General features: G+C 73.5%; 14 protein-coding genes. 8 read left to right on the top strand and 6 right to left on the bottom strand.

Annotation, left to right across the window (positions count from 1 at the left end; translation table 11 throughout):
* Positions 1-3: 3 nt before the first annotated feature.
* Positions 4-1131: an LLM class flavin-dependent oxidoreductase gene (locus OG295_RS25535; protein ID WP_371678990.1), complete on the bottom strand. Its 1128-nt coding sequence runs from the start codon at positions 1129-1131 to the stop codon at positions 4-6.
* A 123-nt stretch (positions 1132-1254) separates the two neighbouring features.
* On the opposite strand from OG295_RS25535, the gene OG295_RS25530 reads away from it, so the two are divergent.
* The 4 genes from OG295_RS25530 to OG295_RS25515 all read left to right on the top strand — a co-directional run bounded on the left by OG295_RS25530 (position 1255) and on the right by OG295_RS25515 (position 3727).
* A complete protein-coding gene (locus OG295_RS25530) occupies positions 1255-1848 on the top strand; it encodes a PadR family transcriptional regulator (RefSeq protein ID WP_371678989.1) in 594 nt (197 codons plus the stop codon).
* Positions 1849-2285: 437 nt separating this feature from the next.
* On the top strand, positions 2286-2438 hold the full coding sequence (locus tag OG295_RS25525) for a hypothetical protein (RefSeq protein WP_371678988.1): 153 nt from the start codon (positions 2286-2288) through the stop codon (positions 2436-2438).
* Between the two features lie 15 nt (positions 2439-2453).
* Positions 2454-3182 carry a VWA domain-containing protein gene (locus OG295_RS25520; protein WP_371678987.1) on the top strand — a complete coding sequence of 243 codons (729 nt, stop codon included), beginning with the start codon at positions 2454-2456 and terminating at the stop codon, positions 3180-3182.
* A 35-nt stretch (positions 3183-3217) separates the two neighbouring features.
* Complete coding sequence (locus OG295_RS25515; RefSeq protein WP_371678986.1) at positions 3218-3727, top strand: pyridoxamine 5'-phosphate oxidase family protein; 510 nt, start codon at positions 3218-3220, stop codon at positions 3725-3727.
* Here the strand turns inward: OG295_RS25515 and OG295_RS25510 are convergent.
* Together OG295_RS25510 and OG295_RS25505 are read right to left on the bottom strand one after the other, a co-directional pair.
* The gene (locus OG295_RS25510; RefSeq protein WP_371678985.1) at positions 3720-5054 is read right to left on the bottom strand and encodes a DUF1906 domain-containing protein; all 1335 of its coding nucleotides are present in this window, start codon (positions 5052-5054) and stop codon (positions 3720-3722) included. The genes OG295_RS25515 and OG295_RS25510 overlap by 8 nt on opposite strands.
* Positions 5055-5405: 351 nt before the next feature.
* Positions 5406-6158 (bottom strand): hypothetical protein, encoded by a 753-nt coding sequence (locus OG295_RS25505; protein WP_371678984.1) that lies wholly within the window; start codon positions 6156-6158, stop codon positions 5406-5408.
* 154 nt (positions 6159-6312) lie between these two features.
* On the opposite strand from OG295_RS25505, the gene OG295_RS25500 reads away from it, so the two are divergent.
* Complete coding sequence (locus tag OG295_RS25500) at positions 6313-9345, top strand: AAA family ATPase (protein WP_371678983.1); 3033 nt, start codon at positions 6313-6315, stop codon at positions 9343-9345.
* 88 nt (positions 9346-9433) lie between these two features.
* Here the strand turns inward: OG295_RS25500 and OG295_RS25495 are convergent, their stop codons facing one another.
* The gene (locus OG295_RS25495) at positions 9434-9877 is read right to left on the bottom strand and encodes an N-acetyltransferase family protein (protein ID WP_371678982.1); all 444 of its coding nucleotides are present in this window, start codon (positions 9875-9877) and stop codon (positions 9434-9436) included.
* Positions 9878-9974: 97 nt separating this feature from the next.
* Here OG295_RS25495 and OG295_RS25490 point away from each other — a divergent pair, with 97 nt between their 5' ends.
* From OG295_RS25490 to OG295_RS25480, 3 genes are all read left to right on the top strand, one after another.
* Positions 9975-10403, top strand: a complete 429-nt coding sequence (locus OG295_RS25490) for a hypothetical protein (RefSeq protein WP_371678981.1) — start codon at positions 9975-9977, stop codon at positions 10401-10403.
* A gap of 159 nt (positions 10404-10562) precedes the next feature.
* The gene (locus tag OG295_RS25485; RefSeq protein WP_371678980.1) at positions 10563-11105 is read left to right on the top strand and encodes a GntR family transcriptional regulator; all 543 of its coding nucleotides are present in this window, start codon (positions 10563-10565) and stop codon (positions 11103-11105) included.
* Positions 11102-11881 (top strand): GntR family transcriptional regulator, encoded by a 780-nt coding sequence (locus OG295_RS25480; RefSeq protein WP_371678979.1) that lies wholly within the window; start codon positions 11102-11104, stop codon positions 11879-11881. Before OG295_RS25485 ends, OG295_RS25480 begins: the two co-directional genes overlap by 4 nt.
* Positions 11882-12011: 130 nt before the next feature.
* Here OG295_RS25480 and OG295_RS25475 read toward each other — a convergent pair whose 3' ends face one another.
* Both OG295_RS25475 and gltB read right to left on the bottom strand, forming a co-directional pair.
* Positions 12012-13472 carry a glutamate synthase subunit beta gene (locus OG295_RS25475; protein WP_371678978.1) on the bottom strand — a complete coding sequence of 487 codons (1461 nt, stop codon included), beginning with the start codon at positions 13470-13472 and terminating at the stop codon, positions 12012-12014.
* Positions 13465-18006 carry a glutamate synthase large subunit gene (gltB, locus tag OG295_RS25470; protein WP_371681304.1) on the bottom strand — a complete coding sequence of 1514 codons (4542 nt, stop codon included), beginning with the start codon at positions 18004-18006 and terminating at the stop codon, positions 13465-13467. The genes OG295_RS25475 and gltB overlap by 8 nt, the downstream gene beginning before the upstream one ends.
* Positions 18007-18021 lie beyond the last annotated feature (15 nt).

Here is an 18021-nt window from a genome sequence, read left to right as displayed (position 1 = left end):
GGCTCAGCCCTCCAGTTCCAGGGCGCGGAAGTGCGGGATGACCTTCTCGCCCCACTGCCGGATGGTCTCCATGCAGGCCTCCTGCGGGACGGTGCCCATCTGGATCAGGCACATGACCTCGTCGACGCCGATCTCGCGCAGCTGCTCGACGTAGGCGATGGCCGTCTCGGCGCTGCCGTAGGCGTGGTCGGCGTTGTAGGTGCCGGTGTCGACCGGGCGGGCGGGGATGTTCGCCTCGTGCAGCCGGGCGACGAGCTCCTCGCGGCCCCGGTCGAGGGCGCCCACGTGGTCCTCGTCCTCGGCGTAGCCCGTCGGGGCGGGCGCGTTGCCGTACCAGTGGGCGATGGACTCGGCGAAGAAGCGCTGCCCGCGCGTGCCCAGGCGCAGCGCGCGCTCGGCGTCGTCGAGGACGATCGTGGGGCAGAGGGCGGAGAGGTGGTCGTTGACCCGGTCCGAGACGAGGCGCTCGCCGGTGCGGGCGGCGATGGCCTCGTCGTAGACCTTGCGCATGGCGCGGACGTCGTCGGCGCCGGCGAAGCCCATCACCAGGGCTCCGATGCCCAGTTCGGCGGCGAGCTTGAGGGTGTCGTGCTTGGAGCAGGCCATGAACAGGGGCGGGTGCGGGTCTTGCACCGGGCGGGGCAGGACCGCGCCGGGGCCGATGTCGAGCGACCCGTGCCATGCGAACTCCGGCTCCCGCCAGGCGGCGGAGAAGATCCGCAGCGCCTCCTCCATCTGCGGGTAGGTGTCCTCGGGGTTCACCCCGTACATCGACATCTCCTGGCGGGTGGCCCCTCGCCCGGCACCGATGTCGACGCGGCCGCCGGAGAGCACGTCGAGCATGGCGGCCCGCTCGGCGACGCGCACCGGGTGCTGGTAGGCGAAGGGCATGGTGACCACGCCGTGGCCGATACGGATCTTCCGCGTCCGGGCGGCGACCCAGGTCAGGAAGATCTCGGAAGCGCTCATGTGGGCGTACTGGGTCAGGGAGTGGTGTTCCACGGCCCAGATCCGGTCGAAGCCCATCTCCTCGGCGAACACGGCCTGTTCGACGCAGTCGTGGATGACCTGGCGTTCGCGTTCGGGGGTGGGGTCGACGAGCTGCGCCTCGAAGATCATCGAGAACTTCACGGTGCGGTCCCTCCATCCAGCTGTGGGGGCAGGTTTTTGCAGATATTTCGATTAGGAATACTTCTAGCAGTCACATCCTGTCAGGGGAAGGGCATCGCGGGGACCGGCCATAGACTGCGCTGCGTGGCAGACGAGACGAACACGCGCACGCTCCCGGCGACCAGCTGGGCGGTGCTCGGCCTGCTCTCCTTCGGTGAGGAGCTGTCGGGCTACGACCTGAAGAAGTGGTCGGACTGGTCGCTGCGCTTCTTCTACTGGAGCCCGTCCTTCAGCCAGATCTACAGCGAGCTCAAGCGGCTGGAGAAGGCCGGCTACGCCTCCTCGCGGATGGTCGCCCAGGACACCGGCACCCGCGACAAGCGCGTGTACCGGATCACCGACGAGGGCATGGCCGCCGTACGGGAATGGGCGCGCGAGGCACCGGTCGACCCCCCGGTCCTCAAGCACGGGCCGATGCTGCGGCTGTGGCTGGGCCACCTGCTGGAGCCGGAGCAGATGCGCGAAATCCTGGTCCAGCACCAGGAGTTCGCGGAACGGATGCGCCGCCGCGCGGTGGCGGACGTGGAGGGGGCCCAGGACGAGGCCGCATGGGCCTACCCCACCCTCACCCTCAAGTGGGCGGAGCGGTACTACGCCTCCGAGCGCGACCTGGCCGTCGCCATGCTCGCGGACATCGAGGCGCTCGCCCCGGCCCCGGAGTCCGGCACCCGCCCGTAGGCGCGCCGGAAGTAGAGCAGCGCCCCGGTCACCGCCGAGGAGCTGACCGCCTGGGCCCCGTACCGTACCTGGGCTCGGCGGTGCTGACCTGCAGGCGCTGCTCGCGTCCGGGGACCGGGAGGCCTGCGCACGGCACCTGCCGGGGCTGGCGGACGGGTCGGCGGTGGGGGCGCTGGCCTGGGCGGAGGGCCCGGACGACGGTTCCGCGACCGGTTCCGCGACCGGGGACGGACCCGGGGCCGGGCCCGCGGCGGGGCGTGGCGGGTGGGAGGACGGGGACCTCGTCACCCGGGCCGAGCCCGCCGGATCCGGCTGGCTGCTCACCGGCACCAAGCGGTACGTCCTGGCCGGCCCCCGGGCGACCCGGCCCCCTGCTGGTCCTCGCCCGGGTCCGCGACCTGGCCTGCTCCGAGGCGTACGCGTACGTCGCGGGCGAGATGATCCAGCTGCACGGCGGGATCTGCATCACCTGGGAGCACGAGGCGCACACCTTCTTCAAGCGCGCCCACGGCTCGGCGCAGCTCTTCGGTCCGCCCGCCGCCCACCGGGAGCGGCTGGCCGCACATCTGGGGTACGCCCCGGCCCGCTGACGTACCCTCGGGCCCATGACGGGCAGCGCCATGGACCTCCACGCGGTGCGAGCAGCCGCTCCGGCACTCGTGAACCTCTACAAGAGCGCCGGGGTGTCGCTGCGCGAGCACGGACTGGACGGTGGCCGGGCCGCCGTCTACCTGGTGCTGGACTACTCCGGATCGATGCGCCCCTACTACGCGGACGGCACCGTGCAGGCCCTCGCCGACCGGGTGCTGGGCCTGTCCGCGCACCTCGACGCCGACGGCCGGATCCCGGTCGTCTTCTTCTCCACCGAGGTGCACGCGGTGGAGGAGGTCCGCCTCGGCGGGCACGAGGGCCGGGTCACCGCCATAGCCGCCGGCCTCGGCCACATGGGGAAGACGGCGTACGACGCGGCCATGGACGCGGTCATCGACCACTACCTGGACGCGGGAACGCGCGAACCGGCGCTGGTCGTCTTCCAGACCGACGGCGGCCCGCTCAGCAAGCCCGCCGCGGAGCGGTACCTGTGCAAGGCGTCCCGGCTGCCGCTGTTCTGGCAGTTCGTCGGCTTCGGGAACACCCGGAGCAGCCAGTTCGACTTCCTGCGCCGACTGGACGAACTGCCCGTCCCGGCCCTGCGGGCGGTGGACAACGCCGGCTACTTCCACGCGGGCCCCGACCCGCGGACCGTGCCGGACGCCGTGCTCTACGACCGGCTCCTCGGGGAGTTCCCGGCCTGGCTGCGGGCGGCGCGCGCGGCGGGGATCGTGCGCGCCTGAGCGGCGGGCGACGGGGGCCGCGCTTTCATGGGGCCATGAAGACGAACAACTGGGCAGCGTTCGAGCAGGCGGAACCCGAGTTCGCGGCGGCCGTGCGGGCCCGCTTCGCGCAGTACCCGCACCATGTCCTGGGCACCCTGCGCAAGGACGGCTCGCCCCGCCTGAGCGGGCTGAACGTCGACTTCCGCGGCGGGGAGCTGTGGCTGGGCATGATGCCGGGCTCGCTGAAGGCCCTCGACCTCCAGCGCGATCCGCGGTTCGCCCTGCACACCAACCCCGGCGGCGGCGAGGACATGCCCGACGGGGACGTGCGGATCTCCGGGCGGGCGGTGGAGCTCGTGGACCCGCCGGAGCTGCACCGCTACGCGGAGGAGACCGAGTCCCCGCACCCCTTCCACCTCTTCCACGCCGAGCTGAGGGAGGTCGTGCGGGTCTCGGTGGAGGGCGAGGAGCTGGTGGTGCGGACGTGGACCCCGGCGCACGGGCTGCACACCCTGCGCCGGGGCAACGACGACGAACCCGCCCGGGAGGACCCCGTCAGCTGAACGGCAGGCCCGGGAGCGGGCCGCGGACCGGACCGCCGGCCGGCAGGCCGCCGACCGGTCCGAGGGCGGCCGGGTCCACGTCCACCCAGTTCCGGTCGATGTTGATCGTCACCCCGCCGTACGAGGCGTCGTGGTCCCCGCGGAACTGGTGGGCCCGGCGCGGCCCGGCCCACTGCGCGGTGTGCTCGGGCAGGCCCATGTCGGCGTCGGTGACGGAGGCCGCCAGGTTCCAGCGGGCCACCCACAGCACGTCCGGCATGGCCTGCGGGGCCTGCTGGTAGTGGGCACTGAGCGCCCTGGCCCCGGAGCTCGCGGAGACGTACGCCGCCGCGCGGTAGCCCAGCTCGTGCAGGCGGACCGTCCAGGCGGTGAGGTAGGCGACGACGGGGGCGTCCCAGGTCGCCCGGTCGGTGTAGTTCTCCAGGTCGTTGTAGAGCACCGTGCCCGCGTCCAGGCCGAGCGAGCGGGCCGCGTCGGCGGCGCCGTCGGCCGCCTCCCGGCCCTGGTCGTTGGCCCGGGAGGGGTCGGTGGACAGGCCGGTGCTGGAGCTGTTCCAGGGCTGCGGTCCCACCCAGATCGGCATCAGGTGCCAGCCGGCCGCGGCCTGCTTGCGGACCCAGCCCGCCGTCAGCTGCGGCTGGGCGCAGGCGCGGGCCCGGCCGCCGATGTAGATGCCGACCGCGCCGAAGGGGGAGTCGGCGTGCCAGGCGTCCATCGCCCGCTGGGTCGGGGCGGTGCAGGCGTCGAAGCCGGTGCCGGTGAAGGCCTGCTGGGTGGCGCGGGGTGCCGCCGCCGGGCCCGCGGCGGTGACCACCGGCGCGGTGGCGGGGGCCGGTGCGCCCTCCGGAGCGGCGGCCCGGGCCAGCATGCCCCGTACGGCGGCCGGGTCCTCCCCGTAGGAGAGGGTGGCCATCACCCCGGTCCCGCGCAGGGCGTAGCGCAGCTCGCCGCTGTCGGCGTCGGCGGGCGGCAGCGCGGTGCCGGCGTCGACGGGGAAGGTGGGGATGTCGGCGCGGGGCGGGGCGCCGTCGATGGGCTCCAGGTGCAGGGTGTCGGCGCGGTGGGCGACGGCCCGGCCGGAGGCGCATTCGGCCTGGGTGCCGGCGTGCCCGAGGTAGAGCGCGGGGCGGTCCAGGCGCAGGCAGGCGTCGGGGTGGCGGTCGAGGTCGACGACCTGCCAGCCGGCGGGGAGGGTGAGGTGCAGCCCCTGGTAGTCGACGGTCCGCCCGCCGTCGGCGCCCGCGGCGGCGACGGCGGGCGACAGGGGGGCGACGGGCAGCAGCAAGGCGGCGCCGAGCAGGCACCGCAGCAGCGTTCGGGAGGGCATGGCGCCCACAGTTACCAGACCCCGGCCCCGTCAACCGCGGTCCTCCGAGGCGCAGATCCTCCGTACGGCCTACCGCGCCCGGCCGCCGTCCCGCCCCGCGCGCGTCCCCGGCCGGGCCGCACCGACCGACCCCCACGCGGCCGGTGCGGCCCCACCCCCCTCGGGCCGGGGGGCGTCCGGGCGTCTCCCCCGGTCCCCGGACTCCCCCCCACGAGCCGGGGGGCCACCCCAACGAGTGGTCCCCCGGCCCCCGCCGCGCCGGGCGCGGCGCCCCCGGACCCGGCCCCCGGCCCTCGCCCCCGCCTCACCCACACGGGTGAGGCCGGGGCGGCGCCCCGCCGCCGCCCGGGCTCACTCCGGCGGGCAGTAGCCCGTCGAGGTCGGCGGCACGAACACGGCGTACAGGACCAGGTCCCCCGAGACCTCCACCTCGGTCCCCGTGTACCCGAAGTTCGTTTCCTCGAAGTTCAGGTGCCCCGGCAGGGCCGTCTCCTTCACCGGCTTCCCGAGGTGCAGGACGGTGATCCTCCCCCTGCAGTCCCGTACGTCCGGGGGCCGGCTCCCCTCGACGAAGCCGTTGTCCGGGCCGACCGTGAACTCCCGGTCCTCGACCGGCTCGTACCGGTACGAGAGGCTGTAGAGCCGCCCGGTCACCGGGTCCCTGTTCACCTCCCTCGTCATCACCACCCGGAACTGGGCCACGGACACCTTCTGCGCCCCGCACGGCCGGTGCAGGGAGTCCGGGCGGAAGTGCACGCCGTCGGACTCGGTGGCCAGGCCGTGCTTCTGCCCGTAGGACTCGCCTTCGAGGCCCCTGAGATAGGCGGCCCGGGCGGCCTCGTCCATGTCGTCGGTGCTCGTGCAGGTGGGCGTCGGGGTGGGCGTCGGCGACGGACTTTCGGACGGGGTCGGGGTCGGCGTCGGGGTCGGCGTCGGCGTCGGGGACGGGCTCGGGGTCGGCGTCGCGGCCCGGCTCGTCGTCCCGGCCCGCGTGCCCCCCGACGGGCCGGGCCGCGCGTCCGCCGAGCGGCCGGAGCAGCCGGCGGCGGCGGTGAGCAGGCAGGCGGCCAGGACAGGGGCGGCGAACCCTCGTAATCGGCGCATCGGGCATCCTCCCGGACATGTGAGGACGGGTCGCTCCCGAGCGTGACAGGGCGGGCCCGCGCGCACATCCGTAGGACCACCTACGTAAGTGCGTATCCGCGCGTGCGCCGGCTCGCTACGCTTCTTCTCCTCGCCAGTCGCAGGGGGGCTCATCATGACCAGGACCGGGCCGGTGGGCCGGGAGGCCGAACTGCGGCTCCTCGACGAGGTCCTCGCCGGGCGGGGCACGGACGGCCCCCGCGTGGTGGACCTGACCGGCGCGGCGGGCATCGGCAAGAGCCGGCTGCTGACGGAGCTGTGCTTACGGGCCCGGTCGCGCGGCATGGGCGTGCTGCGCGGCCGGGCCACCGAGTACGAACGGCACACCCCCTACGGGCTGTTCACCGACGCCTTCGCCGACCTGGACCCGGAGCTGCTGCACCCCGGCACCGGCCCCGCGGCCGCCCTCGCCGCCGCCGCGGCGCCCGTGCTCCGGGGCATAGGTGACGGGGGCGGCGGGGGCGGGCACTCCGGCGGCCGGGACCCCGGCGGCTGGGACACCGGGGACGGTCCCGTCGGCGGCGGGGGCCCCGGCCGCGGGCATCCCGCGCCCCGGGAACCCGACGGCGGCCCCACCGGCGGAGCCCGCTCCCGGCCCGCCGCCTCCCCGGACGCCGACCCGGCCGCCGCCGCGCACGCCGACCCGCACGCCGACCGGTACACCGACCGCTTCGCCGTGCACCGGGCCACCGCCCGCCTGCTCGCCGCCCTCAGCCGTACCGGATCGGGGCTGCTCGTCGCCCTGGACGACCTCCACTGGGCGGATCCCGCCTCCCTGGAACTCCTCGACCACCTCGTCCGGCACCCCTCGCACGCCCCCGTCCTCACCGCCGTCGCCCGGCGCGACCGCCAGACCTCGGCCTCGCTCGCCGCCGCCCTGACCCGCGGGGTGGACACCGGCGCGGTGCTCCGGCTCGGCCTGGGCCCGCTGCCCGAGCGGGACTGCGTCGAGCGGCTCGCCCCCGGGCTCCGGGCGGACCGGGCCACCCGGCTCTACGCGGCCAGCGGGGGCAACCCGCTGTACTTCCTGACCCTGCTCCAGGTCCAGGACCCCGGCGCCGGGGCACGTTCCCCGCTCGGCGGACTCGGCTCGCTGCTGCTGGACGAACTGACCCCGCTGACCCCGGCCCAGCGCCGCACCGTCGAGGCCGTGGCCGTGCTCGGCGACCACGCCACCCCCGCGCTGCTGGCGGAACTCGCCCCGGGCCCCGCCGGGGAACTCGACGCCACCCTGCGGGCGCTGGCCCTGCGCGACCTGGTGCGGCCCGGCCCCGCCGGGAGCTGGACCCTGCGCCACCCGGTGCTGCGCACGGTCGTCCACGAGAACGCCGACCACCGGCGCCGCATCCGCATGCACCGCACCGCCGCCGAGGCGCTGGCCCGCGCCGGGGCCCCGGCGCCCGTCCGGGCCCACCACGTCGAGCACGCGCTCACCGACTGGGACCCGGCCGGTGCCGCCGTACTGCTGGAGGCGGCCGCGCTCGCCGCCGCCACCGCCCCCGCGAGCTCCGCGCACTGGCTCGCGGCCGTCCTGCGGGTGCTGCCGGACGGGCCCCGGTACGCCGGGCAGCGCCTCGCCCTGATGCTGGACCGGGCCCGGGCCCTGAGCGTCTGCGGCGAACTGCGCGCGGGGCGCGACCTGCTGGCCGAAATGATCGAGGCGGTACCGCCGGACGACGAGAGCGGGCTGCGCCCGGCCGCGGTCACCCTGTGCGCCTCGCTGGAGCGCCACCTCGGCCGGTACGCGCGGGCCGAGGCGCTGCTGCGCCGGGAGCTGTCGCGCAGCCCCGCCCCGCCGCCTTCCGACCTGCTGGCCCTCGGCATCGAACTCGGTTCCTCCGCCCCGCACTCCACCCCGTACCCCACGGTCCGCGCCGACGTCCTGCGCACCCGCGGGCTGGCCCGCCGGCTGGGCGACGCGGCCGCCGAAGCGGACACCCTGGCCCTGATGGCGCTGGGCGAGGCCTACGAGGGCGGGCTCGACGCCGCCGCGCGGTACGCCGACCGGGCCGACGCCCTGCTGGAGACCCTCGCCGACCGGGACCTGGCCCTGCGGGGGGAGTCCCGGGCCCGGCTCAGCGCCGCCTCGTTCTACCTGGAGCGCTACGGGGAGGCCCAGCGGCACGCCGACCGGGGACTGGCGCTCGCCCGCCGGGCCGGCCCCCCGCACATCCTGTCGCACCTGCTGCAGTGCAAGGCCAACGTGCTGATGAGCACCTGCCGGCTGCACCCGGCGCTGGAGCTCGTCGAGGAGGCCGAGACCATCGCGCGCGGGATCGGCAACCCGGACCTGCTGGCCCTCGCACTCACCAACAAGGCCCAGGTGCTGCTCGCCTCCCTGCCGCCGGGGGACCCGGAGTCGCTCGCCGTCGCCGAGGAGGCGGCGGCCGTCGCGGGCCCGCGCACCAGCTGGTGGGCCTCTCTGGCCTGGTGCGTGCTCGGGTACGCGGCCCTGTTCGCCGGGAAGCCCGAGCGGGCCCGCACGGCCGTGCTCCGGGCGGCCCGCCCCGACCTGTCGGGGCTCCAGCCGTCGATGCGCCCGCTGTTCCTGGAGGCCCTGGTGACGGCCACCGTCGCGGGCGGCGACCTCGACTCGGCCGACGGCTGGGCCGCCCTGGCCACCGCGGACGCACAGCGGCTCGGGCTGCCCACGCAGCGGGCCTCGGCGCTGCGCAGCACCGCGCAGGTCCTGGCGGCCCGGGGCAGGACCGCCGAAGCGGCCGAGGCGTACGCGGGCGCGGCGCGGGAGGCGGCCCGCTCCGGGGCCACCCTGTGGGAGGCCCAGTCCCTGCTGCTCGGCGCCTCCGTGGCGGCGGACGGCCCGGCGGAGGCGATGTGGCACCGGGGCCGCGGCCTGGCGGAGTCGGGCGGCGCCCACCTCCTGACGGGCCTGGCGGACCTGATCCGCCCGTCAGCGCCCGCCGCTCCCCCGCCCGCGCCCACGCCCCCGCTGCCCGGTCTCACCCCCCGGGAACGGGAGATCGCCGCCCTGGTCGCCGAGGGCCTCACGACGGCGGCCATCGCGGCCCGCCTCCACCTGAGCCCCCGTACGGTGGACACCCACCTCTCCCACATCTACCGCAAGACCGGCGTCACGACCCGCGCCGCCCTGGCGGCCCTCACGGCCCGCGCGTCCCCGCCCCGTTGAGTTCGTGCCCGGCGCCCGGCCCCCGTCACCGGAAGCACCGGGAACCACCCGGCGCCGGTACGGGCCGGGCCCTCGCGGCCCGCACGGCCTACCGCGCGGCGGCGGCCCGCACCATGTGCACGTCCACCGGGTCCTGGGCCTCGACGGTGAATCCGTACCGCTCGTACAGCCCCCTCGCGGCGCTCCCCAGCAGCACGGTCAGCCGCACTTCGGCCCCCTCGGCGTCGGCCCGCGCCAGCACACCCTCCAGTATCCGGGTCCCGATCCCCCGCCCCTGGTGCGCCGCGTCCAGGTAGAAGTGCTCCAGCACCAGTCCGCCCCGCGCCGGCCGCACGGTGAGACTCCCCACCGGCTCCCCGCCGGCCTCGATGACCCGGGAGTGCTCACCGCCGAACGAATCCCGGATCAACTGCCGGGCCCGATGGTGGTCGTAGCGCCCGAGCCGCTCCAGGTCGTCCCGCATCACGGCCGCCTTCAACTCGGCGACCCACTCGACGTCCCCGTCCCTCACGGCCCGCACCCGTAGATCCATCCCACCAGTATCACCAGCCACTCCCGGGGGCGTTGTCAGTGGTGCCGCCTACCGTGGACACAGGCATCGGTGATCACTGTCTCCGGGGGGAAAAGCCATGAACCACACACGCATCACCCGCACGGCCATGACGCTCACAGCGGCGGCCGCGGCACTGGTACTGACCACAGGGGTGGTCCAGGCATCCGCGGCGGAGGGGGAAGTGATCTCCTACCCGGGCCCCGACGGCCTGATCTGGGTGCCGGAGATCACCGGTTCCAGCGGCTTCGTCTCGGGCGGCCTCGCCTCCTACCTGGACACCTTCACCATCTTCGCCTGCGAGGGCGGCGGCAGCATCGAGGTGTCGTTCCGCCTCGACAACCACCCGGACCGCAACCCGGCCCCCTTCACCCTGGCCTGCCCGACGGGCACCCCGGCGACCATCACCGTCCCCCTGGGCACCGGCCTGTCCGGCGGCTTCGGCGCCACGGTGACGGCCTCCACCCCGACCACCCGCTGGGGCGCCGTGGTGGTCCAGCCCGAATAACCACCCCCTGGCCGGCGCCCGCCCCTCCCCACGGGCTCCTGGACCGCACCGAACGTATCGCTATTCGCGAATAGCGGCCAGGTTTGGCAGGATGGGTTCACTCCTTGGCGTCGCATACCGTGGGGGTCAACGGAGCACGCAGAACGTCCGGGAGGCAGCGTGAGCGGCAGTGAGTGGACCAGCGTGTCAATGCCGTACCTGACCCCACGCGCGTCCGGCGCCACCGACGCATGGACCGAAGAGGCCCGGGCCGCAGGCCGGCGGGGAAGCCAGCGCATCGTCCACGCCGGGGAGGTCCCGGCGCCACCTGCCGTCGCGGCCCTCCTCGGCATCGGGTACGGGGACACCGTCGTCGTACGCCGCCGAATCATCGAACTCGACGGCGACCCGACCGAACTGACGGACACCTACTACCCCGCGGCCATCGCGTCGGGCACCCCCCTGTCCGCCACGGGAAAGATCCGCGGCGGCGCCGTGACCCTGCTCGCTGCCCTCGGGCACACCGGCGTACGGGTCGTCGAGAACGTGACGGCCAGGATGCCGGGCGACGAGGAACGTGATCACCTGCGCGTCGGACCTGGCGAACCGGTACTCCAGCTCTCCCGCACCACCTACGACCCGGAGGACCGGCCGATCCAGGCAGACGTGATGGTCATGCCCGCCAACCGCCAGCAGCTGCGCTACGAGATCAGGATCGGATGACCGTGCCCAACTCCGAGACCGAGGGGCTCGATCCGCGACCGCTCCACGCCCGCATCGCCGCCGACCTCCGCGACGAGATCATGAGCGGCAGTCTCGCACCGGGGGCGAAGCTGCCCTCGACCACGCAACTGAAGGCCCGCTTCGACGCGTCCAACGCCACGATCCAGAAGGCCGTTCAACTCCTGAAGGACGAAGGTCTGGCAGTCGGCCGTGCCGGAGCCGCGGTCACCGTACGGGAGAACCGGCAGCGAACCGTCCGGCCCGCGAGATCCCTCGCAGGGACGGAGGACGGAGGGGCGTACCCCTGGCTCGCCGAAGTCGCAGAGCAAGGGGCGGCCGCACGCAGCACGCTGCTCGCGGTCGAAACCGTGGTGGTCGCCGGCGATGTCGCGGAAGCGCTGGGGTGCCCGGAGGGCAGTCCGGCGGTATGCCGCCGACAGCTGATCAGCATCAACGATGAACCTGCGGAGCTGGTGAGCTCCTACTACCCGCCGGACATCGCCGACGGCACACCGCTGGCCGAACCGCGCAGGATCAGAGGGGGCACCCCGACGCTCCTCGCCGGACTGGGATTCCCTCCCCGCCGAAGCGTCGACCGGGTCTCCGCCAGGGTCGCGACGCAGAAGCAGTACACGTCGCTGCGGCTGCCGGGTGATCTTCCGGTCCTGCGCACCCTCCGCACGGTGTACGGGGACGGAGGCCGCCCCGTGGAGGTCACCGTCATGGTGAAGGCCGGACACCTCTACGAGCTCCGGTACGAGTTCACCCCCGAGTAGCTCGCCCCCGAACGCCACCGCGCCCGCCATCCCTGGTCGGGGACATGGCGGGCGCGGTGTCAGAATTCCGCACGTCGTTGTACGGACCGTATGAGGGGTCCCGCCCCGGACGGGGCGGGGGCGACGGTGGTTACACCGTCAGGGAGCGGTCCGTCGGCTTGACCGGGTACGGGAGGGCGCTGCTGCCGGTCAGGAAGCGGTCCACGCCGCGGGCGGCCGAGCGGCCCTCCGCGATGGCCCAGACGATCAGCGACTGGCCGCGGCCCGCGTCACCGGCGACGAAGACGCCGTCGACGTTGGTCGCGTAGGCGGCGTCGCGGTCGATGTTGCCGCGCGCGTCCAGGTCCAGCCCGAACTGCTGGACCAGGCCGTTCGCCTGGTCGGTGCCCGTGAAGCCCATGGCCAGGGTGACCAGCTGCGCGGGGAGGACGCGCTCGGTGCCCGGCTTCTGGACGAGCTTGCCGTCCTCGAAGGCGACCTCGACCAGGTGGAGCGACTGGACGTTGCCGTCCTCGTCGCCCTCGAAGTGGGTGGTGGAGACGGAGTAGACCCGCTCGCCGCCCTCCTCGTGCGCCGAGGTGACCTTGTAGAGCATGGGGAACGTCGGCCAGGGCTGGTTGGAGTTCCGGTCCTCGCCCGGCTTCGGCATGATCTCCAGCTGGGTGACCGAGGCCGCGCCCTGGCGGTGGGCGGTGCCGACGCAGTCCGCGCCGGTGTCGCCGCCGCCGATGACGACCACGTGCTTGCCCTCGGCGGTGATCGGCGGGGCCAGGAAGTCGCCCTCCTGGACCTTGTTCGCGAGGGGGAGGTACTCCATCGCGAGGTGGATGCCGTTCAGCTCCCGGCCGGGGACCGGCAGGTCGCGGGAGACGGTGGCGCCCGCCGCGATGACCACCGCGTCGAACCGCTTGCGCAGGTCGGTGGCGGTGATGTCACGGCCGACCTCGATGCCCGTGCGGAACTTGGTGCCCTCCGCGCGCATCTGCTCGATGCGGCGGTTGATGTGCACCTTCTCCATCTTGAACTCGGGGATGCCGTAGCGCAGCAGCCCGCCGATGCGGTCGGCGCGCTCGTACACCACCACGGTGTGGCCGGCCCGGGTCAGCTGCTGGGCGGCGGCCAGACCGGCGGGACCGGAGCCGATGACGGCGGCGGTCTTGCCGGACAGGCGCTCGGGCGCCTGCGGGGTGACGTCGCCGTTGTCCCAGGCCTTGTCGATGATCGAGACTTCGACGTTCTTGATGGTGACGGCCGGCTGGTTGATGCCGAGCACGCACGCCGACTCACAGGGGGCCGGGCACAGGCGGCCCGTGAACTCCGGGAAGTTGTTCGTCGCGTGCAGCCGCTCCGACGCCGCCGCCCAGTCCTCGCGGTACGCGTAGTCGTTCCACTCGGGGATCAGGTTCCCGAGCGGGCAGCCGTTGTGGCAGAACGGGATGCCGCAGTCCATGCAGCGCCCGGCCTGCTTGCTGATGATCGGGAGCAGCGAGCCCGGGACGTAGACCTCGTTCCAGTCCTTCAGCCGGTCGGCGACGGGACGGGAACAGGCGGTCTCGCGGGGGGTGGTGAGGAAGCCCTTCGGGTCAGCCATGGGTCGCCGCCTCCATCATCTTCTCCGTGGTCTCGGACTCCGAGAGTCCGGCCAGCTCGGCGGCGTCCTTGGCGGCGAGCACTGCCTTGTACGTGGTGGGGATGATCTTGCTGAAGCGGTCCACCGCGGCGTCCCAGTCAGCCAGGAGCTTCGCGGCCACGGTCGAGCCGGTCTCCTCCTCGTGGCGGCGCACCACATCGTGCAGCCACTGCTTGTCGGCGTCGGAGAGGTCGGTCTCGACCGCCTCCGTGTTGCCGACGTTGACGTTGTTCCGGTCGAGATCGATGACGTACGCGACGCCGCCCGACATGCCCGCCGCGAAGTTGCGGCCGGTCTCGCCCAGGACGACCGCCCGGCCACCGGTCATGTACTCGCAGCCGTGGTCGCCCACGCCCTCCGAGACGACCAGGGCGCCGGAGTTGCGGACGCAGAAGCGCTCGCCGGTGCGGCCGCGCAGGAACATCTCGCCGCCGGTGGCTCCGTAGCCGATGGTGTTGCCGGCGATGGTGGAGTACTCGGCGAGGTGGTCGGCGCCGCGGTCCGGGCGGACCACGATCCGGCCGCCGGAGAGGCCCTTGCCGACGTAGTCGTTGGCGTCGCCCTCCAGGCGGAGGGTGACGCCCTTCGGCAGGAAGGCGCCGAAGGACTGGCCGGCACTGCCGGTGAAGGTGAGGTCGATGGTGTTGTCGGGCAGGCCCGCACCACCGAACTTCTTCGTGACCTCGTGGCCGAGCATGGTGCCGACGGTCCGGTTGATGTTGCGGATCGCGACCTGGGCGCGGACCGGCTGGGCCGCCTCCGCCGTCCCGGCGTTCAGCGCGTCGGCCGCGAGCTTGATCAGCTCGTTGTCCAGGGCCTTCTCCAGACCGTGGTCCTGCTCGATCAGGGCGTGGCGGACCGCGCCCTCGGGCAGCTCCGGCACGTAGAAGAGGGGTGCGAGGTCGAGCCCCTGCGCCTTCCAGTGCGTGACGGCCTTGCTGGTGTCGAGGAGCTCGGCGTGACCGACGGCCTCCTCGATCGTGCGGAAGCCCAGCTCGGCGAGGATCTCGCGCACCTCCTCCGCGATGAACTCGAAGAAGTTGACGACGAACTCGGGCTTGCCGGAGAAGCGGTCGCGCAGGACCGGGTTCTGGGTGGCGATGCCGACCGGGCAGGTGTCCAGGTGGCAGACGCGCATCATGACGCAGCCGGAGACGACGAGCGGCGCGGTCGCGAAACCGAACTCCTCGGCGCCGAGCAGCGCGGCGATGACCACGTCGCGGCCGGTCTTGAGCTGGCCGTCCGTCTGGACCACGATGCGGTCGCGCAGCCCGTTGAGCAGCAGGGTCTGCTGGGTCTCGGCGAGGCCGAGCTCCCAGGGGCCGCCCGCGTGCTTGAGCGAGGTGAGCGGGGAGGCGCCCGTTCCGCCGTCGTGGCCGGAGATGAGGACGACGTCCGCGTGGGCCTTGGAGACACCGGCGGCCACGGTCCCGACGCCGACCTCGGACACGAGCTTCACGTGGATGCGCGCGGCCGGGTTGGCGTTCTTGAGGTCGTGGATCAGCTGGGCCAGGTCCTCGATGGAGTAGATGTCGTGGTGCGGCGGCGGGGAGATGAGCCCCACGCCCGGCGTCGAGTGACGCGTCTTGGCGACCCACGGGTAGACCTTGTGGCCGGGCAGCTGGCCGCCCTCGCCGGGCTTGGCGCCCTGCGCCATCTTGATCTGGATGTCGTCCGCGTTGACCAGGTACTCGGAGGTGACGCCGAAGCGGCCGGAGGCGACCTGCTTGATCGACGAACGCCGCGCCGGGTCGTACAGGCGGTCCGGGTCCTCGCCGCCCTCACCGGTGTTGGACTTGGCGCCCAGCTGGTTCATGGCGATGGCGAGGGTCTCGTGCGCCTCCTTGGAGATGGAGCCGTACGACATGGCGCCGGTGGAGAAGCGCTTGACGATCTCGGAGACCGGCTCGACCTCGTCGATGGAGATCGAGGGGCGGTCCGAGGCGAAGCCGAACAGGCCGCGGAGCGTCATCAGGCGCTCGGACTGCTCGTTCACCCGGTCGGTGTACTGCCGGAAGATGTCGTACCGGCGGTTGCGGGTGGCGTGCTGGAGGCGGAAGACCGTCTCCGGGTCGAAGAGGTGCGGCTCGCCCTCGCGGCGCCACTGGTACTCGCCGCCGATCTCCAGCGCGCGGTGCGTGGCCGCGATGCCGGAGGCCGGGTACGCCTTGGCGTGGCGGGCGGCCACCTCCTTGGCGACGACGTCCAGGCCGGCGCCGCCGATCTTGGTGGCGGTGCCGCTGAAGTAGGTGCCGACGAACTCCTCGTCGAGGCCGACGGCCTCGAACACCTGGGCGCCGCGGTAGGAGGCGACCGTGGAGATGCCCATCTTGGACATGACCTTCAGGACGCCCTTGCCGAGGGCGTAGATCAGGTTCTTGATGGCCCGCTCCGGCTCCAGGCCGGACAGGAAGGTGCCCGCGCGCAGCAGGTCCTCGACGGACTCCATCGCCAGGTACGGGTTGACCGCGGCCGCGCCGTAGCCGATGAGCAGCGCGACGTGGTGGACCTCGCGGACGTCACCGGCCTCGACCAGCAGACCCACCTGGGTGCGCTGCTTGGTGGCGATGAGGTGGTGGTGCACCGCGGAGGTGAGCAGCAGCGACGGGATCGGCGCGTGCTCGGCGTCCGAGTGGCGGTCCGACAGGACGATCAGGCGGGCGCCGGCCTCGATGGCCGCGTCGGCCTCGGCGCGGATCTCCTCGATCCGCGCGGCGAGCGCCTGGCCGCCGCCCGAGACCCGGTACAGGCCCGAGAGGGTGGCCGCCTTCATGCCCGGCATGTCGCCGTCGGCGTTGACGTGTATGAGCTTGGCCAGCTCGTCGTTGTCGATCACCGGGAAGGGCAGGGTGACGCTGCGGCAGGACGCGGCGGTCGGCTCCAGCAGGTTGCCCTGGGGACCCAGCGAGGACAGCAGCGAGGTGACGAGCTCCTCGCGGATGGCGTCCAGCGGCGGGTTGGTGACCTGCGCGAAGAGCTGGGTGAAGTAGTCGAAGAGCAGCCGGGGGCGCTCGGACAGGGCCGCGATCGGGGAGTCCGTGCCCATGGAGCCGAGCGGCTCGCCGCCCGTGCGGGCCATGGGCGCGAGGATGACGCGCAGCTCTTCCTCGGTGTAGCCGAAGGTCTGCTGGCGGCGGGTGACCGAGGCGTGGGTGTGGACGATGTGCTCGCGCTCGGGCAGGTCCGTCAGCTCGATCTCGCCGGTCTCCAGCCATTCGGCGTAGGGGGCGGCGGCGGCCAGCTCGTTCTTGATCTCGTCGTCCTCGATGATCCGCTTCTGGGCGGTGTCGACGAGGAACATCCTGCCGGGCTGCAGGCGGCCCTTGCGGACGACCTTGGCCGGGTCGATGTCGAGGACGCCGACCTCGGAGCCGAGGACGACGAGGCCGTCGTCGGTGACCCAGTAGCGGCCGGGGCGCAGACCGTTGCGGTCGAGGACCGCGCCGACCTGGGTGCCGTCGGTGAAGGTGACGCAGGCCGGGCCGTCCCAGGGCTCCATCATCGTGGAGTGGTACTGGTAGAACGCGCGGCGGGCCGGGTCCATGGAGGTGTGGTTCTCCCACGCCTCCGGGATCATCATCAGCACGCTGTGCGGCAGCGACCGGCCGCCGAGGTGGAGCAGCTCCAGGACCTCGTCGAAGGAGGCCGAGTCGGAGGCGTCCGGGGTGCAGATCGGGAAGATGCGGTCCAGGGCGCCGTCACCGAAGGCGCCGGAGGCCAGCTGGGACTCGCGGGCCTTCATCCAGTTCCGGTTGCCCTTGACCGTGTTGATCTCGCCGTTGTGCGCGACGAAGCGGTACGGGTGGGCGAGCGGCCAGGACGGGAAGGTGTTCGTCGAGAACCGGGAGTGGACCAGGGCGAGCGTCGACGCGAAGCGGCGGTCGGAGAGGTCCGGGAAGAAGGGCTCCAGCTGGCCGGTGGTCAGCATGCCCTTGTAGACGATGGTCCGGGCGGAGAGCGACGGGAAGTAGACCCCGGCCTCGCGCTCGGCGCGCTTGCGCAGCACGAAGGCCTTGCGGTCCAGCTCGATGCCGGTGCTGCCGTTGCTCACGAACAGTTGCGAGAAAGCCGGCATGGTCGCGCGGGCGCCGTTGCCGAGCAGGTCGGGGGTGACCGGGACCTCGCGCCAGCCGAGGACCGTGAGGTTCTCCTCGGCGGCGATGGCCTCGATCCGCTCCACGGCGACGGCCTGTGCGGTGCCGTCGGCGGGGAGGAAGGCGATGCCGACGGCGTAGGCGCCGGCCTCGGGGAGCTGGAAGCCGGCGACCTCGCGCAGGAAGGCGTCCGGCACCTGGGAGAGGATTCCGGCGCCGTCGCCCGAATCCGGCTCGGATCCGGTGGCGCCCCGGTGCTCGAGGTTCCGCAGTACGGTCAGCGCCTGCTCGACGAGGGTGTGGGTCGCCTCGCCGGTGAGGTTCGCCACGAATCCGACGCCACAGGCGTCCTTCTCGTTGCGCGGGTCGTACATGCCCTGCTGGGCGGGGCGACCGTCCATGGGCGACCAGGCGGT

It is taken from the genome of Streptomyces sp. NBC_01276, from assembly GCF_041435355.1.
Classification (GTDB): domain Bacteria; phylum Actinomycetota; class Actinomycetes; order Streptomycetales; family Streptomycetaceae; genus Streptomyces.
This window is presented reverse-complemented; position numbering and strand designations above follow the sequence as displayed.

Excerpts from the sequence above, each read along its gene's own strand:
- OG295_RS25525 (WP_371678988.1), top strand. The coding sequence starts at position 2,286 with ATGATCCAGCTGCACGGCGGGATCTGCATCACCTGGGAGCACGAGGCG.
- OG295_RS25520 (WP_371678987.1), top strand. The coding sequence starts at position 2,454 with ATGACGGGCAGCGCCATGGACCTCCACGCGGTGCGAGCAGCCGCTCCG.
- OG295_RS25515 (WP_371678986.1), top strand. The coding sequence starts at position 3,218 with ATGAAGACGAACAACTGGGCAGCGTTCGAGCAGGCGGAACCCGAGTTC.
- OG295_RS25510 (WP_371678985.1), bottom strand. The coding sequence starts at position 5,054 with ATGCCCTCCCGAACGCTGCTGCGGTGCCTGCTCGGCGCCGCCTTGCTG.
- OG295_RS25505 (WP_371678984.1), bottom strand. The coding sequence starts at position 6,158 with ATGCGCCGATTACGAGGGTTCGCCGCCCCTGTCCTGGCCGCCTGCCTG.
- OG295_RS25500 (WP_371678983.1), top strand. The coding sequence starts at position 6,313 with ATGACCAGGACCGGGCCGGTGGGCCGGGAGGCCGAACTGCGGCTCCTC.
- OG295_RS25495 (WP_371678982.1), bottom strand. The coding sequence starts at position 9,877 with ATGGATCTACGGGTGCGGGCCGTGAGGGACGGGGACGTCGAGTGGGTC.
- OG295_RS25490 (WP_371678981.1), top strand. The coding sequence starts at position 9,975 with ATGAACCACACACGCATCACCCGCACGGCCATGACGCTCACAGCGGCG.
- OG295_RS25480 (WP_371678979.1), top strand. The coding sequence starts at position 11,102 with ATGACCGTGCCCAACTCCGAGACCGAGGGGCTCGATCCGCGACCGCTC.
- OG295_RS25475 (WP_371678978.1), bottom strand. The coding sequence starts at position 13,472 with ATGGCTGACCCGAAGGGCTTCCTCACCACCCCCCGCGAGACCGCCTGT.
- gltB (WP_371681304.1), bottom strand. The coding sequence starts at position 18,006 with ATGGACGGTCGCCCCGCCCAGCAGGGCATGTACGACCCGCGCAACGAG.